The following is an 18,803-nucleotide window of genomic DNA, read 5'->3' as shown; positions in this document are numbered from 1 at the left end:
CTAGATTTCCAACGGGTCAACTTCAACAAAATAGCGCATGCGCTGCTTTTGTCCAATCGCTTGCACCTGCGGCAGCCACTGCTGCAGAAACTGCTGCAACGCCGGCCTTGAGGCCGACTCGACAAGCAACTGGGCACGCTCAACATGGGCGACCCGCAAGATACGCAAAGGAACCGGGTCGTACAGGGAAACAAGTGGAGCCTGGCCTTCTGCCGCCAAAATGGCGGCCGCGCACTCGCGGATGGCCTGCAGAAAAGCCAGCGCAAGCTGCACACTTTTCGCTTCGGCGGTAATCAGCGTCTGGAAAGTAAAGGGCGGCAGCCCCGTATCCCGGCGCTCGGCAAGCAGTTCATCGGCGAAGGCCGAAAAATCATTGTTCAGCAACGTTTGGTACACCGGGTGGTCGGGATAGCCCGTCTGGATCAGCACCTCGCCACCTTCAGCATGGCGCCCCGCCCGACCGGCTACCTGCAGCAGCTGGGCAAATAGCCGCTCGGGCGCCCGAAAGTCGGCGGAAAAGAGCATGGAATCGGCGTTGAGCACGGCAACCAGCCCCAGGCGCCGGAAATCATGCCCTTTGGCCACCATCTGTGTGCCCACCAGGATATCGATATTGCCGGTATGTACTTCGTCGAACAGCCGCAGCGCACTTCCTTTGAGGCGGGTACTGTCCGCATCGATGCGCTGGATCCGGGCGGCAGGAAAGGTCTCCTGCAAAAATTCTTCTACGCGCTGGGTGCCCCGGCCCAGCGGCTGCAAATCCTGATTGCCGCAATCCGGGCAGATGGATGGAACCCTGCTTTGGAAACCACAATGATGGCAATGCAGCTGATAACCCGCACCCGGCTTGCGATGCAGCACAGTATGTACCGAGCAGCGCGGGCACTGGCTGACCCAACCGCAAGCGGCGCAATGCATCACGGGCGCATAGCCTCGACGATTCAGAAACACCAGAGATTGCTCGCCTCGCTCCAGGCGGGTTCGAACGGCCTCGAGCACATGGGGCTCAAAGCCCTGAATGAGTTTGGCCTTGCGGGTATCGACCAGACGGATGGCGGGAAGAAATCGGGTTTTGGCACGTTGCCCGAGCGTCAGTTTGGTATAGCGGCCACTGAGCGCGTGATGCCAGGACTCAAGCGAAGGCGTTGCCGATCCAAGCACCAGCGGAATACCGGCTTGATGCGCCCGCCACACTGCGAGGTCGCGAGCCGAATAGCGCAGCCCTTCCTGCTGTTTGTATGATGCATCGTGCTCTTCGTCTACGATAATCAGGCCCGGATTATCCAGAGGCACGAAAATCGTCATGCGGGTACCGAGCAAGACCTTCAGTTTGCCCCGTTGGGCATCAGCCCAGGCCTTAAGGCGCTCACCATCGGCCAGGCCGCTGTGAAAAACGGCAATCTCCTCGGGCGCCACGATATCGGCAAATCGGGCACGGACCGCCGTTTCCAGTTGTGGTGTTAAATTGATTTCCGGCACCAGCATCAGAATCTGCTGCCCACGCTGCAAAAAGGTCAACGCCGCATGCAGATACACTTCGGTTTTGCCGCTACCGGTGATACCGTGCAGCAGAAAAGGCGCATAGCCGCTGGCCGCACAGATTTGCTGCACAGCTGATTGCTGCTCGGCGTTCAGCACAATGGGCGCAGCCGCCACCTGGGCCGGAGCCGCCCGTTTTTTACGATCAGCCCGGGCCACAGGTCCGCCTGCAGAACGCTTGCCCAGATACGCAGCCGGCTTTCTCAAACCGGCGGGCAGCACGGGCAGAATCACTTCACCCAGCGTTCGTTGATAGTAGCGAGAGGCAAAGTTCGCCAGGGCCAGCCAGGAGGCGGAAAAGGCCGGCAGGTCATCGAGCACCTGCTCAACGTGCCGAATCTGATCCGGGTCCAGCTCAGGCGCCGCCGGCAGGTCGATTACCACACCAATGAGTTGCCTTGAGCCGAAGGGGACGATAACGCGCTGCCCTATTTGCACAGGGTGCTCACATCGATAGTCGAATGCCTCCTGTCGAGGAATATCCAACACGACACGGACCCAGCTGACTTGCACGCTCAATTCCTGAAATTTAAAAGGGAAACCACAGCAAAAACATCGAGTTCAGTATTTCCTTTAAGTTACACATTAGGGTCAATAGTTAAAGTATTTTCACAGGTTTATGCGTTAAAGCATGCCTGTGAAACTACTTCTTCAAAAACCGATTCATCCTGTGGATAACTTTGGGGAAAACTACCTTGCAAAAAAACTATTGATCTGCAATGGGGAATCAATTTTTTTTCGAAGCAGAATTTACATAAACTTATTTCTTAAAATTCAAAGACTTAAAACAGGACTCCATCACATCACAGGAGCTTGTGCAAAAACAACATCTGCTTGACATCTGTGCACAACTTTGCGTCAGCCGTGTTTGCTCTTGCTGTAAGAATGCACTTCATCGACCAAAAATGCGACATTTTCGGGCGGTGTAAATTGCGAAATACCATGGCCGAGATTGAACACATGACCGCCGTTTTTGACCGGACCGAAGTCGTCAATGACGCGCCGCACTTCCTGACGGATCGCATTTTCTGTCCCAAACAGCGACATTGGATCAATATTGCCCTGCAATGCAACACGGTCGCCGACACGCTCACGCGCCTGTTTCAGGTTCACTGTCCAGTCCAGCCCGATAGCATCACTCCCGTTGTCAACAATATCTTCAAGCCAGAGCCCGCCGCCCTTGGTGAATGAAATAACCGGCACCTTGACGCCCTCGTGCGTGCGCTCCAGCAGGTTGATCACTTTGGTCATATAAGCAAGTGAAAACGTCTGATACAACCCGTCTGCAAGCACACCACCCCAGCTGTCAAAAATCATGACAGCCTGCGCCCCTGCCCGAATCTGCTCATTCAGATACTGGGCGGTCGCCTGTGCCGTCACCTCCAGGATGTGATGCAGGCGCTCCGGCTGGGCATACATCATGGTTTTGACTTGACGGTAATCAGAAGAGCCACGCCCTTCTACCATGTAACAGGCCACTGTCCAGGGACTGCCGGCAAATCCGATTAGGGGAACTCGGCCGTCCAGCGCGCGACGAATCTGGGTCACCGCGTCGAAAACGTAGCGCAACTGGTTCATGTCGGGCACAGCCAGTTGTGCAATATCGTCTTCAGTACGTAGCGGGCGCGCAAACTGCGGTCCTTCGCCGGCGACAAACCCCAGGCCGAGGCCCATGGCGTCAGGCAGCATCAGAATATCGGAAAACAGGATTGCGGCGTCCAGTTCAAAGCGCTCTAGTGGCTGCAAGGTGACTTCCGTGGCAAAGTCGGGATTTTTAGCCAATCCCAGAAAAGACCCTGCCCGGGCACGCGTCTGATTATATTCGGCCAGATAGCGGCCAGCCTGACGCATCAGCCATACGGGCGTATAGGGAACGTGCTGGCGCTGCAATGCGCGCAGGAATACATCATTCTGTAAAGCCGGAAAAGCCATCGGATACCCTTTTGTAAATCTATGATTTTCTTACCGGACAGATTGTATCGTACCTGGTATGAGAATGGCCGCCGACGATGCTCCGGTAACGAAGCGGTATGCCGCCGGCGACAAGCCGGCTTATGAATCAGTCTCGCGAAACGGATCGGCGCTGATCTGATGTTTGCGCATAAGCGCCCAGAACGCCCGACGATGCTTGAGGGAATTGCGCGCCGCCAGCGCAATATTACCCTTGCTGCGCGCAAGCGCATGCGTCAGATAACTGCGTTCAAACTGCGCAACGATGACGGATTTCAGTTGCTGGAAGCCTTCAGGGTAGTGTGCGATTTCCTGGCAGCACACATTCGGAATCTCGGCCAATGCAGAGCCGAACGCCAGACGCGGCATGGGACGGCGGCCAGTCGGGGGAACTGGGGTTGCCGGCAGAAGCCGGCCCGACGGTAGCCGCGTTGCCGCCATAGTGGTCGCGCGGAGATGGCTGGCCGAGGAGATCATTGACCGGACACCGGGCAACCCCGAGCTGCCGGCAGCCAGCGAGCGGGCCTGGGCTGCGGACAGATAGGCATGGTCCTGTGTGGCGGCCCCATCGTGCACCGCGTACTGACGGGTATTGATGCTGTCGCCCAGCTGCGTGGAAGCCGAACCATAATGATCGCGCAACTCACGCAGGGCACGCAGCATTCTGACACGGATTTCTTCCGGTTCGCACGGCCACAGCGCAAAATCAACAGCACCCAGTTCGAGCAGATCAAGCATGCCGATGGGTCGCAGCTCCAGCCCGAGTGCAAATATGGGGCGATGCTGGTCTATCCGTGTTTGTTGCAGCAAAATACGCGACCAGGCCAGGGAGGTGGACGACACCGGCAAACAGAGAACATCGAAACGCCGCAAGGAGTAGGTCATATTCTGTAAAAAAGAAGCCGACGGAAATACGCCCTGGCCGGCGTTCATATCAGACTCTGGCTGAATCAGGCTGAAATGCAGACGACATTGGTGCAGACGTTCGTGTTTGAGCAAAGATTCCAGTACCGGCTCGCAGCCGGGAACGCAAATCAAAGCGCAGTCCAGTCGTTCTTTCACATTTATTTCCTTTCAAACATAACAGGACTGAAAGCATAAGTTCGGCCAGAAGTTTCGACAATTCGCAATTGTCACACTGTGACATTTTTCGTTAACCCCCTGTTTTTGTGGAAAAAACAACGTAAATGTTGCATTGCATGACGAATTGTTCTGGTGCACTTGCTTATTACTAGGGTTAACCCTATAATGGTTTATACCTGGTTAAAACGCAGTCACTTTAAAGGCCCAAACCATGAATATCTCTATGAAAAACGCCCTCGCAATGAGCGATGCCCCTGAACTTGCTTTCAGCGATTCAATGGAACGTGAATTGATCAATAACGCTATCAACGAAGAACGCGCCCTGAGCCTGACCGGTATGGTCAAAGCGGTTGCTGCTTCTGTTTCCGCTGCTGTCGTCATGATGGTAGAGATGATCAAAGAAACAGAAAAAGCCGTCGACGACGCCGATTCTGAAGGCAACATCTGGTAATCACCAGCCCGTCTGGCAGTATCGTTTACGGGTATTTGTTGTAAATTGTAGTAATCGGATGCATATGACCATGCACCGAATGGGTGATTGACTGGCAGTTCATCTGCCTGCCGACAAGCGTGGTGAAGCCTATCCACGCAGCCGCAGGCAGATGCTTTACTGCTCTGAGAGCACCGCATCACACTGTTCCCTACCTCTCAAACCGGCACAATTGAAGTTTTATTGTCGCTGCATCTGCACACTCCGCGCCCGATCCATGAGTAGATTGGCGAGGCAGCTATACCCCATCCAATAGCGCTCCTTCCCCTGGTTAAACAAACCAATGATCGGCATGCTCGATAAAAACGGCAACAGGCCGACAGGCCGTGTTGCCGTTTGCATTAGCGCGAAAACACGCAAATGTGATTTGCGTGTCTGGTTCGCCAGATTCAATTATTCAATTGAAATATTTCCCTTGCGGATCACATCGCCCCAGGTTTTCGTTTCGTCGTTGACGAATTTTGAAAACTGTTCAGGCGTGTTCTTTTCAGCTTCAGCGCCCAAACCTTCCAGCTGCTTGATGACCTCAGGCTTGGCCAGGATTTTTTCCACCGTGGCGTTGATCTTGTCAATGATAGGCTTGGGCGTGCCTTTTGGCGCTACCAGACCGAACCATGAAGAAACGTTGAACTGCGGATAGCCCGATTCCTTCAGGGTGGGCACGTCCGGGAAAGCCTCTGAACGCTTGTCGGTGGTCACGGCAAAGGCCTTGATCTTGCCTGCCTTGATTTGTGGCACGGCCGCCGGCATGTTTTCGAACACGACGTCAGTCTGGCCGCCGACCAGGGCTGTCATGGATGGGCCACTGCCATTGAACGGGATGTGCAGCATATCGATGCCTGCCTGCTGCTTGAAAAGCTCGCCGGCCAGGTGAATAGAGGTGCCTGCCCCTGAAGAGCCATAGTTGACCTTGCCAGGATTGGCCTTGGCGTAGTCGACAAATTCCTTGACGTTGTTATAGGGCGTGTTTTTGCTGGCAACCAGGATGTTTGGCACCTTGGCAACCAGAACAATGGGGTCGATATCTTTTTCGATATTGAAGCGGGCGTTCTTGTAAAGAGTCTGGTTGATGGTGGTGGTCACCGCCATCATCATCAGCGTGTAGCCATCAGGCTTTTTACGCAGTAACTGGTCAGTGGCAATATTGCTGCCGGCGCCCAGTTTGTTTTCGACTACAAAACTTTCCCCGAGCTCATCGCCCAGGCCTTTAGCCACGATGCGGGCCAGGACATCGGTCGTGCCGCCGGCAGCAAAGCCGACCAGGATGGATACCGGTTTTGACGGATAGGCCTCTTCCTGGGCAAATGCCGTGTTGACTGAAGCCAAAATCCCCAAACCTGCCGCGATAGAAAAAGCGCGCGGAAAAAATCGTGTTGGAGCAAATATCATATTCTTATCGCCTATACTTTAAAATGTTTAAGTTGTCTGTGATCTCACGTCCAGCAAGTAAAACGCGGGAAATCATGGGCTTTATTCCTATCACAAACCTAACCTGACATTATAGAACACCCATGCAAATCAATAGCCTGAGCCGTACCGGTGGAGAAATTATCGTCGATCAACTCGTCCTTCAGGGCGTGGATCATGTCTTTTGTGTTCCGGGTGAAAGTTACCTGGCTGTTCTGGATGCCTTGCATGACGCCAGCATCAATGTCACGGTCTGTCGGCAGGAAGGCGGCGCAGCCATGATGGCCGAAGCGCACGGCAAACTGACCGGCCGCCCCGGCATTTGCATGGTGACCCGCGGCCCGGGCGCATCCAACGCACTGGCCGGCATTCATATCGCCAAGCAGGACTCGACCCCACTGATCGTGTTTGTCGGGCAGATTGAAACCGGTATGCGCGAGCGCGAAGCCTTTCAGGAAGTCGATTACCGTGCAGTGTTCGGCACCCAGACCAAATGGACAACCGAAATCGATGATGCGGCACGCATTCCCGAACTGGTCGCCCGAGCCTTTCATGTCGCCATGTCGGGCCGGCCAGGCCCTGTCGTGATCGCCCTGCCTGAAGATATGCTGGTTCAGATGGCCAGCGTCGCCGATGCGCCACGGGTGGAACCGGTGGAATCCGCACCCGTACCCGAGCATATGGATCAGATGGCCGAACTGCTGGCCGGCGCAAAAAAACCGCTGGCCATTCTGGGCGGCGCTCGCTGGACACAAGAGGCGGTAAACGATTTTGTACGTTTTGCCGAGCAACAGCAACTTCCTGTTGCCGTGCAGTTTCGCCGCCAGCATCTGTTCCCCTGCTCTCATCCCAATTTCGCGGGCGATATTGGCCTGGGCAGCAATCCAAAATTAATCAAAATGGCGCAAGAAGCCGACGTCATTCTGCTGGTGGGCGGCCGCATGTCGGAAATTGCCTCACAGAGCTACACATTGCTGGACATCCCTGTACCTAAACAGACCCTGATTCATGTCCATCCCGACAGCCAGGAACTGAACCGAGTCTATCAGGCCGCACTTGCCATCAACGCCAGCCCTGTCCAGTTTGGCCGTGCTGCGGTTGTGCTGCCTGCCCACGCGTCGAACGAGCGCAAGGCATTGATCGACGACGCGCATGCAGCCTATGAGGCCTGGAGCAATCCCGAGTCAGTTAACACACCCGGTGCGCTGCAGATGGGCAGTGTTATGGCGTACCTGGAAGCGCATCTGGAGCCCGATGCCATCATGACAAATGGCGCAGGCAACTATGCTACATGGCTGCATCGTTTTCATCGTTTCAATCACTACAATACGCAACTGGCGCCCACCTCGGGATCCATGGGCTACGGCGCACCCGCGGCCGTAGGTGCAAAGCGGGTGATGCCGCAAAGACAGGTCGTCTGCTTTGCCGGCGACGGCTGCTTCCTGATGCACGGACAGGAGTTTGCCACTGCGGTACAATACGGACTGAATATCATTGTGCTGGTTTTTGACAATGGCATGTATGGCACGATTCGCATGCACCAGGAAAAGCACTACCCGGGCCGCGTTAGCGCCACCAATCTGCAGAATCCGGACTTTGCCGCCTACGCCGTTGCCTTCGGCGGCCATGGCGAACGGGTGGACAAGAACGAGGATTTTGGTCCGGCATTTGAGCGAGCCGTGGCTAGTGGCAAACCAGCCATTCTGCATTGCATGATCGACCCCCAGGCCATTACGCCGACCGCAACGCTTGACCAACTGCGTGCAGCAGCTGAGAAATCACAAGCAAAATAATCCCTGCCTGATGAGGGGGACGGATCTGACATCCCCCGCATACCATGTAGACATGGCTACACTGCAAAAACAAAAGACGCCACACAATGGGCGTCTTTTGTTCTACTGCCAGTACTACAGCGCTAATGAAGAATCAGTGACGATTTTTCATATTCGCCAGCCGACGGGCTGCAGCAACCTGCGCGGCAAGCATCGCAAGCTCCGCTTCGACGGCAGCGATATCCTGCTTGTCTTTTGCGTTCTCGAGTGCTTCCAGCGCCTGCTGGCGAGCCTTTTCGGCCTTGGCTTCGTCAAGGTCTGCTGCACGGATCGCCGTGTCGGACAGAACAGTCACACCAAACGGCTGCACTTCAAGAATACCACCGGCTACAAACACCAGCTCTTCTGTTCCGTCTTCGCGTACGATTTTCAGCGTACCGGGACGAACCTTGGAGATCAGTGGCGTGTGGCCGGGCAGAACGCCCAGCTCGCCTGCTTCACCCGGCAAAGACACGAATTTGGCTTCGCCCGAGAAGATGGATGCTTCAGCACTGACAACATCTACTTTGAGTAAAGTAGCCATAGCTATTCCTTATTTTAAGCTTTTCGCTTTTTCAAAGGCTTCATCGATGGTACCGACCATGTAGAAGGCCTGTTCCGGCAGTGAATCGCATTCGCCGTCGACAATCATCTTGAAGCCGCGAATGGTTTCGGCCAGCGGTACGTATTTACCAGGAGAACCTGTGAACACTTCGGCCACGTGGAATGGCTGAGACAGGAAACGCTGGATTTTACGAGCTCGGGCAACGGCCTGTTTGTCTTCAGGAGACAGCTCATCCATACCCAGAATCGCAATAATGTCGCGCAGTTCCTTGTAGCGTTGCAGCGTTTGCTGAACACCACGGGCCACGGCATAGTGCTCTTCACCGACCACTTGGGGATCAAGCTGGCGGCTGGTTGAGTCAAGCGGGTCAACCGCTGGGTAAATACCCAGAGATGCGATGTCACGTGACAACACAACGGTGGAGTCCAAGTGCTGGAAGGTTGTGGCTGGAGACGGATCGGTCAAGTCATCGGCAGGAACGTAAACGGCCTGGATTGACGTAATGGAACCGGTTTTGGTAGAGGTAATACGCTCTTGCAGAACGCCCATTTCCTCGGCCAGTGTTGGCTGGTAACCCACCGCTGAAGGCATACGACCCAGCAGCGCAGATACTTCGGTACCGGCCAGGGTGTAACGGTAAATATTATCAACGAAGAACAGGATGTCACGACCTTCGTCACGGAATTTTTCCGCCATGGTCAGACCGGTCAGGGCCACGCGCAGACGGTTGCCCGGAGGTTCGTTCATCTGACCGAACACCATGGCTACTTTGTCCAGAACGTTGGACTCTTCCATTTCGTGATAGAAGTCGTTCCCTTCACGAGTACGCTCACCCACACCGGCAAACACCGACAGACCGGAGTGCTGTTTGGCGATGTTGTTGATGAGTTCCATCATGTTCACGGTTTTGCCCACACCGGCACCACCGAACAGACCCACTTTACCACCTTTGGCAAACGGGCAGACCAGGTCAATCACCTTAATGCCGGTTTCCAGCAGTTCAACAGAAGGAGACAATTCGTCAAACTTCGGAGCCGCCTGGTGAATTTCACGCTTTTCTTCGCTGGCAATGGGGCCGGCTTCGTCGATCGGGCGACCCAGCACGTCCATGATGCGGCCCAGCGTGCCTTCACCGACAGGAACGGAAATGGCAGCGTTTGTGCGATCAACGGCCATGCCGCGACGCAGACCGTCACTGGAGCCCAGCGCAATCGTACGCACCACACCGTCGCCCAGCTGTTGCTGAACTTCCAGTGTCAAACCTTTCTCGGCGAATTTTGATTCGTTGTCCGCCAGGACAAGGGCTTCATAAACTTTTGGCATGTTGTCGCGTGGGAACTGAATATCCACGACGGCGCCGATGCACTGAACGATGGTACCGTTACTCATGTCGATTCCTTACTTAATAACGATTGAAAGATGCCGGTTCGTGTTCACCCGAAGGTTACACGGCCGCGGCGCCCCCCACGATTTCTGAAATTTCTTTGGTGATGGCTGCCTGACGGGTTTTGTTGTAAACCAGTTGCAGTTCCCCGATCACTTTTTTCGCATTGTCCGATGCAGCCTTCATCGCCACCATCCGTGCCGACTGCTCTGACGCCATATTCTCCGCAACTGCCTGATACACCAGACCCTCAACGTAACGGGCCAGCAAATCGTCGATCACCGATTTGGCATCGGGCTCGAAGATATAATCCCACTGATAGCTGGATTCGATCGCCGCCTCTTCATCTTCGGTTTTTGCAGCACCGGCGACAAACGGATCAGCCAGACCATCGGGCAACGGCAACAGCCGCATGATTGTCGGCTCTTGCTTCATGGTGTTCACAAAATGCGTGGACGCCACATAGAGGGCATCGATTTTGCCATCGAGATAATCATCAAGCTGCACCTTCAGTGCACCGATCAGGCGCTCAAGATGTGGCTGATCGCCCAGTTGTACTTCGTTGGAAACAAGATTGCTTCCAATACGCGTCAGCAGGCTCAGACCTTTGTTACCGAGGGCAGTCGTCTGGACCTTGATGCCCTTGGCCTCGAATTCCTTGAGACGCGCCAGCACCAGCCGGGAGATATTTGTGTTCAGGCCGCCGCACAGACCTTTGTCTGTGGTGACCAGCACTACACCCACCGCCTTGATATCTGTACGTTCTTCCATGTACGGATGGCGGTAGTCAGGATGCGTTTGCATCATGTGTGCAGCGATTTCGCGTACTTTCTTGGCATAGGGACGGCCGGCACGCATTCTTTCCTGCGCCTTGCGCATTTTGGATGCGGCCACCATTTCCATGGCCTTGGTGATCTTGCGCGTGTTTTGCACGCTCTTGATCTTCGTACGAATTTCCTTGATTCCAGGCATTTCGCTTTCCTGTTAAACCAATTTCAGGAAGGTGCATGACACCAGGCCACGCACCTCACGGACTTACTTAATATGAACCGCCAGTTTTGAAGCCGGCAACAATATCTTTCAGTGCGGCTTCGTCTTCTTTGGACAGCTCTTTGGTATCTTCGATACGGCCAATCAGATCGGCGTGCTTGTTTTTAAGCTCGTCTTTCAGACCTTTTTCGAAGGCCAGTACCTTCTCGACTTCGACGTCATCCAGGTAGCCATTGTTCACAGCATACAGAGAGACGGCCAGTTCCCAAACCTGCAAAGGCTGGTACTGAGGCTGCTTGAGCAGTTCCACCACGCGTTTACCACGCTCCAGCTGACGACGGGTTGCATCGTCAAGATCAGAAGCGAACTGGGCAAACGCAGCCAGTTCACGATACTGCGCCAGGTCGGTACGGATACCGCCGGACAGCTTTTTAATGACTTTGGTCTGAGCGGCACCACCCACGCGAGATACGGAAATACCGGCGTTGATCGCAGGACGCACACCGGCGTTGAACAGATCGGTCTCAAGGAAGATCTGGCCGTCGGTAATCGAAATCACGTTGGTCGGAACGAAAGCGGAAACGTCACCCGCCTGGGTTTCAATGATCGGCAGCGCTGTCAGAGAACCGGTTTTACCTTTGATTTCACCATTGGTGAATTTCTCTACGTAGTTGGCGTTAACGCGGGCTGCGCGTTCCAGCAAACGAGAGTGCAGGTAGAACACGTCACCAGGATAGGCTTCACGGCCTGGTGGGCGACGCAGCAACAGGGAAACCTGACGGTAGGCCCAGGCTTGTTTGGTCAGATCATCATAAACGATCAGGGCGTCTTCACCACGATCGCGGAAGTATTCACCCATGGTGCAACCGGCATAGGCTGACAGATACTGCATGGCTGCAGAGTCAGAAGCCGTTGCGGCGACAACGATCGTGTATTCCAGCGCGCCGAGCTCTTCGAGCTTGCGGACCACGTTGTTGACGGTAGAAGCTTTCTGACCGATAGCAACGTAAACGCAGGTTACGTTCTTGCCTTTCTGGCTGATGATGGCGTCAATCGCAACAGCAGTTTTACCTGTCTGGCGGTCACCAATAATCAGTTCGCGCTGACCACGGCCGATTGGCACCATGGAGTCGATTGATTTAATACCGGTTTGCAGCGGCTGTGAAACAGATTGGCGTTCAATCACACCCGGGGCCACTTTTTCGATAATGTCGGTCGCTTTCGCGTTGATCGGACCTTTACCGTCGATGGGCTGACCCAGTGCGTTCACGACACGGCCACGCAGCTCGGGGCCGACGGGCACTTCGAGAATGCGACCGGTTGTTTTGACCGAATCACCTTCAGAAACGCCGGTGTAGTCACCCAGAATAACGGCACCCACGGAGTCACGCTCGAGGTTCAGAGCAAGACCGTAGACGTTATTGGGAAACTCCAGCATTTCGCCTTGCATCACATCGGAAAGACCGTGGATACGGGTAATACCGTCGGTTACGGAAACAACCGTACCTTGCGTACGAACATCGGCAGAAGCGCCCAGGCCTTCAATGCGGCTTTTGAGCAGTTCGCTGATTTCTGACGGATTGAGTTGCATGTTCAGACTCCTGAAATCCTGTTATGTATGGCGCTTAGTGAGCCGCCAGTGTATCGCGCAGGCGGCTCAACTGAGCCTGCACGGAAGTATCTAATACCTGATCGCCGACTGTTACACGCACACCGCCGATGAGAGACGGATCGACAGTAACAACGGGCTTCAGTTTAACGCCGAATTTTTTCTCCAGCCCGGTAATCAGCTCCTGCACCTGGGCATCGGACATCTCGAAAGCACTGGTAATATCTGCCTGTGCCGTTCCGTCATTGCGGTTTTTCAGCGCCTCGAACTGCTCGGCGATTTGTGGCAGGAGCAAAAGACGGTCGTTTTCGATGAGCAGATCAACGAAGTTGTGCATTGGCTGCGACAACGGTGTTTTGAGCAGGCCCAGAAAAACGTCTTCTCGTGTCTTTCGTTCCAGGTGTGGATCTGACATCGCTTCACGCACATCATTCAGATTTGAAAGCTGCGCAAGCTCATTGACGGCTTCCGACCATGCAGCAAGACCTGCCGGATCATTTTTCGCTACGGCGAAAAGCGCCTCAGCGTACGGACGGGCAACGGTTGATAGTTCTGCCATGGTATTTCCGAATTAAAGCTGTGCCTTGAGTTGGTTCAGCAACTCGGCATGCGTCTGAGGATTGACTTCGCGTTTGAGAATCTGCTCTGCACCTTTGACGGCCAGGGCAGCCACTTCGTCACGCAGACTGTCCCGGACACGCTGCACTTCACGTTCGGCATCCTGTTGGGCCTGAGCGATGATGCGTGAACGTTCTGTCTCGGCCTCTCCACGAGCGGCATCAACAATGGATGCAGCATGTTTTTCGGCGTCCTGCAAGCGTGCATGTGTCTGCTGCTTGGCATCGGCTTCGATCAGACTGATACGGGCCTGGGACTGAGCGAGATCCGCTTTGCCTTTGTCGGCCGCAGCCAGACCATCGGCAATCTTCTGACGACGTTCTTCAATGGCCTTGATGAGCGGAGGCCACACGAACTTCATCGTGAACCACGCCAGCACAAAAAAAACGAGCGTCTGGAAAAAGAGCGTCGCGTTTAAATTCACGGTCGTTTCCCTTCAATAATGGGCGGTTTCGCCTTGGCGAAATCCTGAAATTTACTTGAACTTTTGTCATTGGCGAACCCCGGGTTAATCGAGGTCCGCTATTCCATCTTGTTCACCACCATCCGAAGATGGCCTTACGTCTTGCTATCAGGCACCAAACGGGCTTGCAAACGCGAACAGCATGGCGATACCAACACCGATCAGGAACGCAGCGTCGATCAGACCAGCCAACAAGAACATTTTGGTTTGCAGAACGTTCATCAGTTCTGGCTGACGAGCGGATGCTTCAAGATATTTACCGCCCATGATACCGATACCGATACACGCACCGATAGCGCCCAGGCCGATGATGAAAGCGCAAGCAAGAGCAACGAAAGCTGCTGTGGTCATGACTACTCCTTGTGGTTATGAACCTAAAACAATTTAAAGATGGAAAATGTTACTGCTTAAAATTTGGCAAACCGGTACTGGATATTTTCCCGGTCTGCCCACTACGGCATAACAGACTCTGCTATGACGAAACCTTAGTGGCCTTCATGCGCCTGGCCAAGATACACCAGCGTCAGCATCATGAAAATAAAGGCCTGCAGCAGGATAATCAGGATATGGAAAATAGCCCAGATTGACCCTGCCAGGACCTGGCCGATGCCAAGCCCGATATTCATGGCGGAAAAACCGGTCCATGCGCCACCCAGCAGGGCAATCAGCATGAACAGCAATTCGCCGGCGAACATATTGCCGAACAGCCGCATACCGAGAGACACGGTTTTGGCTGCGTATTCGATGATATTGAGCAACAGATTGAACGGCGACAGCAGAACGGCAGCAAAGCCGTGCGCATGAAACGGCGCGGTGAACAGTTCTTTCACGAAACCGCCGGCACTCTTGATTTTGATACCGTAGTAGAAAGAAAGCAGCAGCACGGCCAGGGACATTCCCATTGGAACGTTCAGGTCGGCAGTAGGAAGAATACGATGGTAGTACAGGGGACCGTGTTCGTGGTGATCGCCCGTCAGGCCAAGCCAGCCAAAAATGGCGCCAGGCAGGTCAACCGGAATAAGGTCGAGCGCATTCATGAGCGTGACCCACAGAAATACCGTGAGGGCCAGTGGTGCAATGAACTTGCGTGATACTTCATTATGAACGATGCTTTTGGCCTGGTCGTTGACCATATCGACGACCATTTCCACGCCAGCCTGGAAACGGCCGGGAACGCCAGCGGTGGCGCGACGCGCGGCCAGCCACAGCAGGAATACGACAACCAGACCCATGGCAAGAGACCAGAACACGGAGTCATAGTTGATAACACTCATGTCCAGGATGCTGCTTTGAGGGTGCCCTGTGTTATTCAGGTGCGCCAGGTGATGCTGGACATAAGCTGACTGAGGCGATACTTCGGCAGGTGCAGCCATTTAGTACGTACTCCAAATTCGCAGCCTGCTTCAGGCCGCATTCTGATTTATCCCATTTATGCCGGTTACCTGAGTTTATTCAACACAAGCAACAGGACATACCCCTTCAACACAACAACAAGCCCGACCAGCAAGGCAGGCCAGACCAGATAGGTCCCCGCGAACCTGACGACAAGCGCAAGCAGTGCAAGCGTGCCCCCAATCTTAAGCGCTTGCGTCCAGAAGAACGTAAGCGCACCGGCGTTAGCCTGACTGTATATCTTTACAAGCATATGAAGGGCCGCAAACGAGGATGGAATCAGATAGATCAACCCCCCGGCCAGCGCTGATAACGCTGCATAGCCCCCCGCTACAAGCCAGCTTGCCAATGCCGCAATCAGCAACATCGCCGACTGCGCCAGCACAAGATTGACCAGCCCTTTTGCTGCTCTCGCATTCATTCTGGCCCGCTCTTGTGGAGTCAGGCTCAGTGGACGCGTGTCCTGTGGCGTTGCATGTGACTTTTCTGACATTGCCGACGCAGCCTTTCCCTCTGCGACTTGTGGTTTTGCGACAACAGGCGTATCTTTTGATATCCCGCCCTGTTGCTCCGCCCCTTCCGGCAAATGCTCCGCACGTTCAGCCCGGTTGACTTCTGGTTGATGACTCATGCCGTTGGATGATTCAAAGTTAAAGCCCCCGCGCCGTTCATAACGGTTTTTAGCATTCAGTTAAGCCATAGGAGTATATCGTATATTTCAAGTCACAGGCAAGATGTGCGGGAGTTTTCTTACATATTCTTGAAGCTCGGTTTTCGCTTGTTGACAAAGGCATCCATGCCCTCTTTCTGGTCCTGCGTGGCAAATGTTGCGTGAAACACACGGCGCTCGAACAGCAGCCCCTGCTCAAGCGTGGTCTCCTGCGCCACATTCACACATTCCTTGGCCATCATGAGTGCGGTTTGCGACATGGTTGCCATCTCCTGCGCGATTCCGATGACTGCTTCCAGGAAATTTTCTACCGGCAGCACCCGCGCCACCAGCCCGGCACCTTCCGCCTCCTTGGCATCCATCATGCGCCCCGTGAGCACCAGATCCATGGCTTTAGCCTTGCCCACCGCACGGGTCAGCCGTTGCGTACCACCCAGCCCGGGAATCGTACCCAACTTGATTTCAGGCTGTCCGAAACGCGCATTCTCGGCCGCATAGATGGTATCGCACATCATGGCCAGTTCGCAGCCACCACCCAGTGCATAACCCGACACGGCCGCAATGACCGGCTTGCGGATGACGTTTTTCATGGTTTCCCAGTCGCCGCCGATATAGTTGCTTTTATAGACATCCATATAATCCCAGCCTTTCATGGCAGAGATATCGGCGCCGGCTGCAAACGCCTTTTCGGAACCAGTCAGCACGATCACATTGATGCTGTCGTCGCCCTGCAACGCCAGCAAAGCCTGGCTGAGCGACTGCATGACTTCATTGCTCAGGGCATTGAGCACTTTGGGGCGATTAATGGTAATGACGCCCACTGCGCCTTCGATGCGCGATACGACAAACTCTTCTGACATGCTTTTAGTCTCCTTTATAGGTAATCCGCTATCAATGAAATGATGTCAAATATTGTAGCCACTGAATGGTCTGAAAATGACAAATCCTCGGTTTTTGCTATAGTTACTCATTCGTTGCCAATTTTATTGAGTCTGTATGCCCTTTGTCTCCTACCAGATCACGCCCGTCGACCCCGCCGCCCATTATTTTGATGTGAGCATTACGATTGATCATCCGGACCGGCGCGGACAGGTTGTTTCCCTGCCGGCATGGATTCCGGGCAGCTATCTGATCCGGGATTTTTCACGGCATATTCACCAATTGACCGCCAGAACCGGACGCACCGAGCTGGCCATCAAAAAAATCGACAACCACACCTGGCAGATCGCGCCCTGCTCACGCAGGCTGACATTAAGCTACCGGGTCTATGCCTGGGATCTGTCGGTACGTTGCGCGCACCTTGACCAGACGCATGGTTTTTTCAACGGGACCAGTGTTTTTCTGAAAGTGCATGGCCGGGAAACACAGCCCTGTCTGGTGTCAATTGAGCCGGGCGCAACCACCCGCAACTGGCGCGTCTACACCAGCCTGAAACGTGCGCGCCGCGGGGGGCAAACGACCGCGCCGCATCGTTTTGGCCTTTATGAAGCGCCCAATTACGACGCGCTGGTCGATCACCCGGTCGAAATGGGCACGCCTCATGTCGAAACCTTCACCGTGTGCGGCGCAAAACATGAAATGGTTTTTACAGGCGTATTGCCCAATGTAGACTTCAAGCGCATTGCCCGCGATACGGCAAAAATCTGCGAAACCCAGATTCGTTTTTTTGAACCGCAAACACACCGCGCACCTTTCCTGGATAGCGCAGATCAATACGTGTTCATGACGTATGTAACCGGCAAGGATTACGGCGGTCTCGAACATCGCGCCTCCACCGCGCTGGTCGCGTCGCGCCAGGACCTGCCTGTTGTCGGCAACGACGAGCGCAGCGAAGGCTATACCGGTTTTCTGGGCCTGGTCAGCCATGAGTATTTTCATACCTGGAACGTCAAGCGCATCAAGCCGCAGGCGTTTGTACCGTATGATCTGAGCCGCCCGAATCTGACCAGCCTGTTATGGATTTTCGAAGGCTTCACTTCGTATTACGATGACCTGATGCTGCTGCGCGCCGGTGTGGTGGATGAGCCCGAATATTTGCGGCTGCTTGCCAAAACCATCACGAGCGTGCACCGTGGTCCGGGCCGCCACCGCCAGACCGTGGCCGACAGTTCCTTTGACGCCTGGAACCGCTATTACCGACAGGATGAAAGTTCTGTCAACAATATCGTGAGCTACTACACCAAGGGTTCACTGGTGGCACTGGCGCTTGACCTGAGCATCCGCAATGCCACGGGCAACCGCAAGTCGCTGGATAATGTGATGCGTCTGATGTGGGATCGCTATGGTCGCCGTTTTTATACGGCACGCCAGCGCGGCGTGCAAGAGGATGAATTTGCGACGCTGCTCAGACAGGCAACCGGCGTCGATTTGCAGACATTCATTGAAAAGGCGACCGAATCCACCGACGATCTGCCTCTGGCCGCATTACTGGCGAAACAGGGTGTTGCACTTTCCTGGCAGGCCGAACGGCGCGCTCCCGGCATCGGCGCAGTCATGCGCGCCACCGCCAGTGGCGAGCCCGGACTCGCCCAGGTGCTGGAAGGCGGCGCTGCGCACGCAGCAGGCCTGTCGGCCGGCGATATCCTGCTGGCGATGGACGGTCTGCGCATAGAAGTGGGGAATTGGGAAAAACTGCTGAGCCGCTGTCAGGCCGGCCAGCAGGTGACCCTGCACTATTTCAGACGTGATGAATTGCGCTCCACCACACTGACGCTGCAGGCGCCTGCCAACGACCAATGCAGCCTGAATCGGTCATCAGCGGGCTAAGGCGGCATCCCGGATTTCGTGATCGCCCGCCCAGCCATCGCTGATCGCCGGGTTCGTCACGACTGA

General features: G+C 54.8%; 17 protein-coding genes. 3 read left to right on the top strand and 14 right to left on the bottom strand.

The genetic code is table 11. The features are described from left to right. The 3 genes from W822_RS34415 to W822_RS34405 all read right to left on the bottom strand — a co-directional run bounded on the left by W822_RS34415 (position 1) and on the right by W822_RS34405 (position 4,551). Positions 1-2,052: a primosomal protein N' gene (locus tag W822_RS34415; RefSeq protein WP_024005189.1), complete on the bottom strand. Its 2,052-nt coding sequence runs from the start codon at positions 2,050-2,052 to the stop codon at positions 1-3. Between the two features lie 345 nt (positions 2,053-2,397). Further along, complete coding sequence (hemE, locus tag W822_RS34410; protein WP_024005188.1) at positions 2,398-3,471, bottom strand: uroporphyrinogen decarboxylase; 1,074 nt, start codon at positions 3,469-3,471, stop codon at positions 2,398-2,400. Between the two features lie 120 nt (positions 3,472-3,591). After that, positions 3,592-4,551 carry a hypothetical protein gene (locus W822_RS34405; protein ID WP_024005187.1) on the bottom strand — a complete coding sequence of 320 codons (960 nt, stop codon included), beginning with the start codon at positions 4,549-4,551 and terminating at the stop codon, positions 3,592-3,594. A gap of 244 nt (positions 4,552-4,795) precedes the next feature. Here W822_RS34405 and W822_RS34400 point away from each other — a divergent pair, with 244 nt between their 5' ends. After that, positions 4,796-5,023: a hypothetical protein gene (locus W822_RS34400; protein ID WP_024005186.1), complete on the top strand. Its 228-nt coding sequence runs from the start codon at positions 4,796-4,798 to the stop codon at positions 5,021-5,023. A gap of 432 nt (positions 5,024-5,455) precedes the next feature. On the opposite strand, the gene W822_RS34395 is transcribed toward W822_RS34400, so the two are convergent. Further along, on the bottom strand, positions 5,456-6,451 hold the full coding sequence (locus W822_RS34395) for a Bug family tripartite tricarboxylate transporter substrate binding protein (protein WP_024005185.1): 996 nt from the start codon (positions 6,449-6,451) through the stop codon (positions 5,456-5,458). Positions 6,452-6,573: 122 nt separating this feature from the next. Here W822_RS34395 and W822_RS34390 point away from each other — a divergent pair, with 122 nt between their 5' ends. Next, the gene (locus W822_RS34390; RefSeq protein ID WP_024005184.1) at positions 6,574-8,262 is read left to right on the top strand and encodes a thiamine pyrophosphate-binding protein; all 1,689 of its coding nucleotides are present in this window, start codon (positions 6,574-6,576) and stop codon (positions 8,260-8,262) included. A gap of 133 nt (positions 8,263-8,395) precedes the next feature. Here W822_RS34390 and W822_RS34385 read toward each other — a convergent pair whose 3' ends face one another. The 10 genes from W822_RS34385 to W822_RS34340 all read right to left on the bottom strand — a co-directional run bounded on the left by W822_RS34385 (position 8,396) and on the right by W822_RS34340 (position 16,831). Next, complete coding sequence (locus W822_RS34385) at positions 8,396-8,824, bottom strand: F0F1 ATP synthase subunit epsilon (protein ID WP_024005183.1); 429 nt, start codon at positions 8,822-8,824, stop codon at positions 8,396-8,398. A gap of 9 nt (positions 8,825-8,833) precedes the next feature. After that, the gene (atpD, locus tag W822_RS34380) at positions 8,834-10,234 is read right to left on the bottom strand and encodes a F0F1 ATP synthase subunit beta (RefSeq protein ID WP_024005182.1); all 1,401 of its coding nucleotides are present in this window, start codon (positions 10,232-10,234) and stop codon (positions 8,834-8,836) included. A 55-nt stretch (positions 10,235-10,289) separates the two neighbouring features. Next, positions 10,290-11,201 carry a F0F1 ATP synthase subunit gamma gene (gene atpG, locus W822_RS34375; RefSeq protein WP_024005181.1) on the bottom strand — a complete coding sequence of 304 codons (912 nt, stop codon included), beginning with the start codon at positions 11,199-11,201 and terminating at the stop codon, positions 10,290-10,292. A gap of 67 nt (positions 11,202-11,268) precedes the next feature. Further along, positions 11,269-12,810 (bottom strand): F0F1 ATP synthase subunit alpha, encoded by a 1,542-nt coding sequence (atpA, locus tag W822_RS34370; protein WP_024005180.1) that lies wholly within the window; start codon positions 12,808-12,810, stop codon positions 11,269-11,271. 34 nt (positions 12,811-12,844) lie between these two features. After that, positions 12,845-13,387: a F0F1 ATP synthase subunit delta gene (locus W822_RS34365; protein ID WP_024005179.1), complete on the bottom strand. Its 543-nt coding sequence runs from the start codon at positions 13,385-13,387 to the stop codon at positions 12,845-12,847. 12 nt (positions 13,388-13,399) lie between these two features. Beyond that, entirely contained in the window at positions 13,400-13,870 is a 471-nt protein-coding gene (locus tag W822_RS34360) for a F0F1 ATP synthase subunit B (protein ID WP_024005178.1), read from the bottom strand. 147 nt (positions 13,871-14,017) lie between these two features. Beyond that, positions 14,018-14,260 (bottom strand): F0F1 ATP synthase subunit C, encoded by a 243-nt coding sequence (gene atpE, locus W822_RS34355; protein ID WP_014749574.1) that lies wholly within the window; start codon positions 14,258-14,260, stop codon positions 14,018-14,020. Positions 14,261-14,394: 134 nt separating this feature from the next. Further along, positions 14,395-15,282 (bottom strand): F0F1 ATP synthase subunit A, encoded by an 888-nt coding sequence (gene atpB / locus W822_RS34350; protein ID WP_024005177.1) that lies wholly within the window; start codon positions 15,280-15,282, stop codon positions 14,395-14,397. A 65-nt stretch (positions 15,283-15,347) separates the two neighbouring features. Further along, the gene (locus W822_RS34345; RefSeq protein WP_253272260.1) at positions 15,348-15,932 is read right to left on the bottom strand and encodes an ATP synthase subunit I; all 585 of its coding nucleotides are present in this window, start codon (positions 15,930-15,932) and stop codon (positions 15,348-15,350) included. Between the two features lie 119 nt (positions 15,933-16,051). Beyond that, positions 16,052-16,831, bottom strand: a complete 780-nt coding sequence (locus W822_RS34340; protein WP_024005175.1) for an enoyl-CoA hydratase — start codon at positions 16,829-16,831, stop codon at positions 16,052-16,054. A 136-nt stretch (positions 16,832-16,967) separates the two neighbouring features. Between W822_RS34340 and W822_RS34335 the strand changes: the two genes are divergently transcribed. Then, positions 16,968-18,737 (top strand): M61 family metallopeptidase, encoded by a 1,770-nt coding sequence (locus tag W822_RS34335; protein ID WP_024005174.1) that lies wholly within the window; start codon positions 16,968-16,970, stop codon positions 18,735-18,737. Positions 18,738-18,803 lie beyond the last annotated feature (66 nt).

Source organism: Advenella kashmirensis W13003 (assembly GCF_000506985.1).
In the GTDB taxonomy this organism is placed as follows: Bacteria; Pseudomonadota; Gammaproteobacteria; order Burkholderiales; family Burkholderiaceae_B; genus Advenella; species Advenella kashmirensis_A.
Note: the sequence above shows the minus strand (reverse complement) of the source record. Positions and strands in the feature narration are given on the sequence as shown.

Coding starts and splice junctions, on each gene's coding strand:
- hemE (WP_024005188.1), bottom strand. CDS start 3,471: ATGGCTTTTCCGGCTTTACAGAATGATGTATTCCTGCGCGCATTGCAG.
- W822_RS34400 (WP_024005186.1), top strand. CDS start 4,796: ATGAAAAACGCCCTCGCAATGAGCGATGCCCCTGAACTTGCTTTCAGC.
- W822_RS34395 (WP_024005185.1), bottom strand. CDS start 6,451: ATGATATTTGCTCCAACACGATTTTTTCCGCGCGCTTTTTCTATCGCG.
- W822_RS34390 (WP_024005184.1), top strand. CDS start 6,574: ATGCAAATCAATAGCCTGAGCCGTACCGGTGGAGAAATTATCGTCGAT.
- W822_RS34385 (WP_024005183.1), bottom strand. CDS start 8,824: ATGGCTACTTTACTCAAAGTAGATGTTGTCAGTGCTGAAGCATCCATC.
- atpD (WP_024005182.1), bottom strand. CDS start 10,234: ATGAGTAACGGTACCATCGTTCAGTGCATCGGCGCCGTCGTGGATATT.
- atpG (WP_024005181.1), bottom strand. CDS start 11,201: ATGCCTGGAATCAAGGAAATTCGTACGAAGATCAAGAGCGTGCAAAAC.
- atpA (WP_024005180.1), bottom strand. CDS start 12,810: ATGCAACTCAATCCGTCAGAAATCAGCGAACTGCTCAAAAGCCGCATT.
- W822_RS34365 (WP_024005179.1), bottom strand. CDS start 13,387: ATGGCAGAACTATCAACCGTTGCCCGTCCGTACGCTGAGGCGCTTTTC.
- atpE (WP_014749574.1), bottom strand. CDS start 14,260: ATGACCACAGCAGCTTTCGTTGCTCTTGCTTGCGCTTTCATCATCGGC.
- atpB (WP_024005177.1), bottom strand. CDS start 15,282: ATGGCTGCACCTGCCGAAGTATCGCCTCAGTCAGCTTATGTCCAGCAT.
- W822_RS34345 (WP_253272260.1), bottom strand. CDS start 15,932: ATGAGTCATCAACCAGAAGTCAACCGGGCTGAACGTGCGGAGCATTTG.
- W822_RS34340 (WP_024005175.1), bottom strand. CDS start 16,831: ATGTCAGAAGAGTTTGTCGTATCGCGCATCGAAGGCGCAGTGGGCGTC.
- W822_RS34335 (WP_024005174.1), top strand. CDS start 16,968: ATGCCCTTTGTCTCCTACCAGATCACGCCCGTCGACCCCGCCGCCCAT.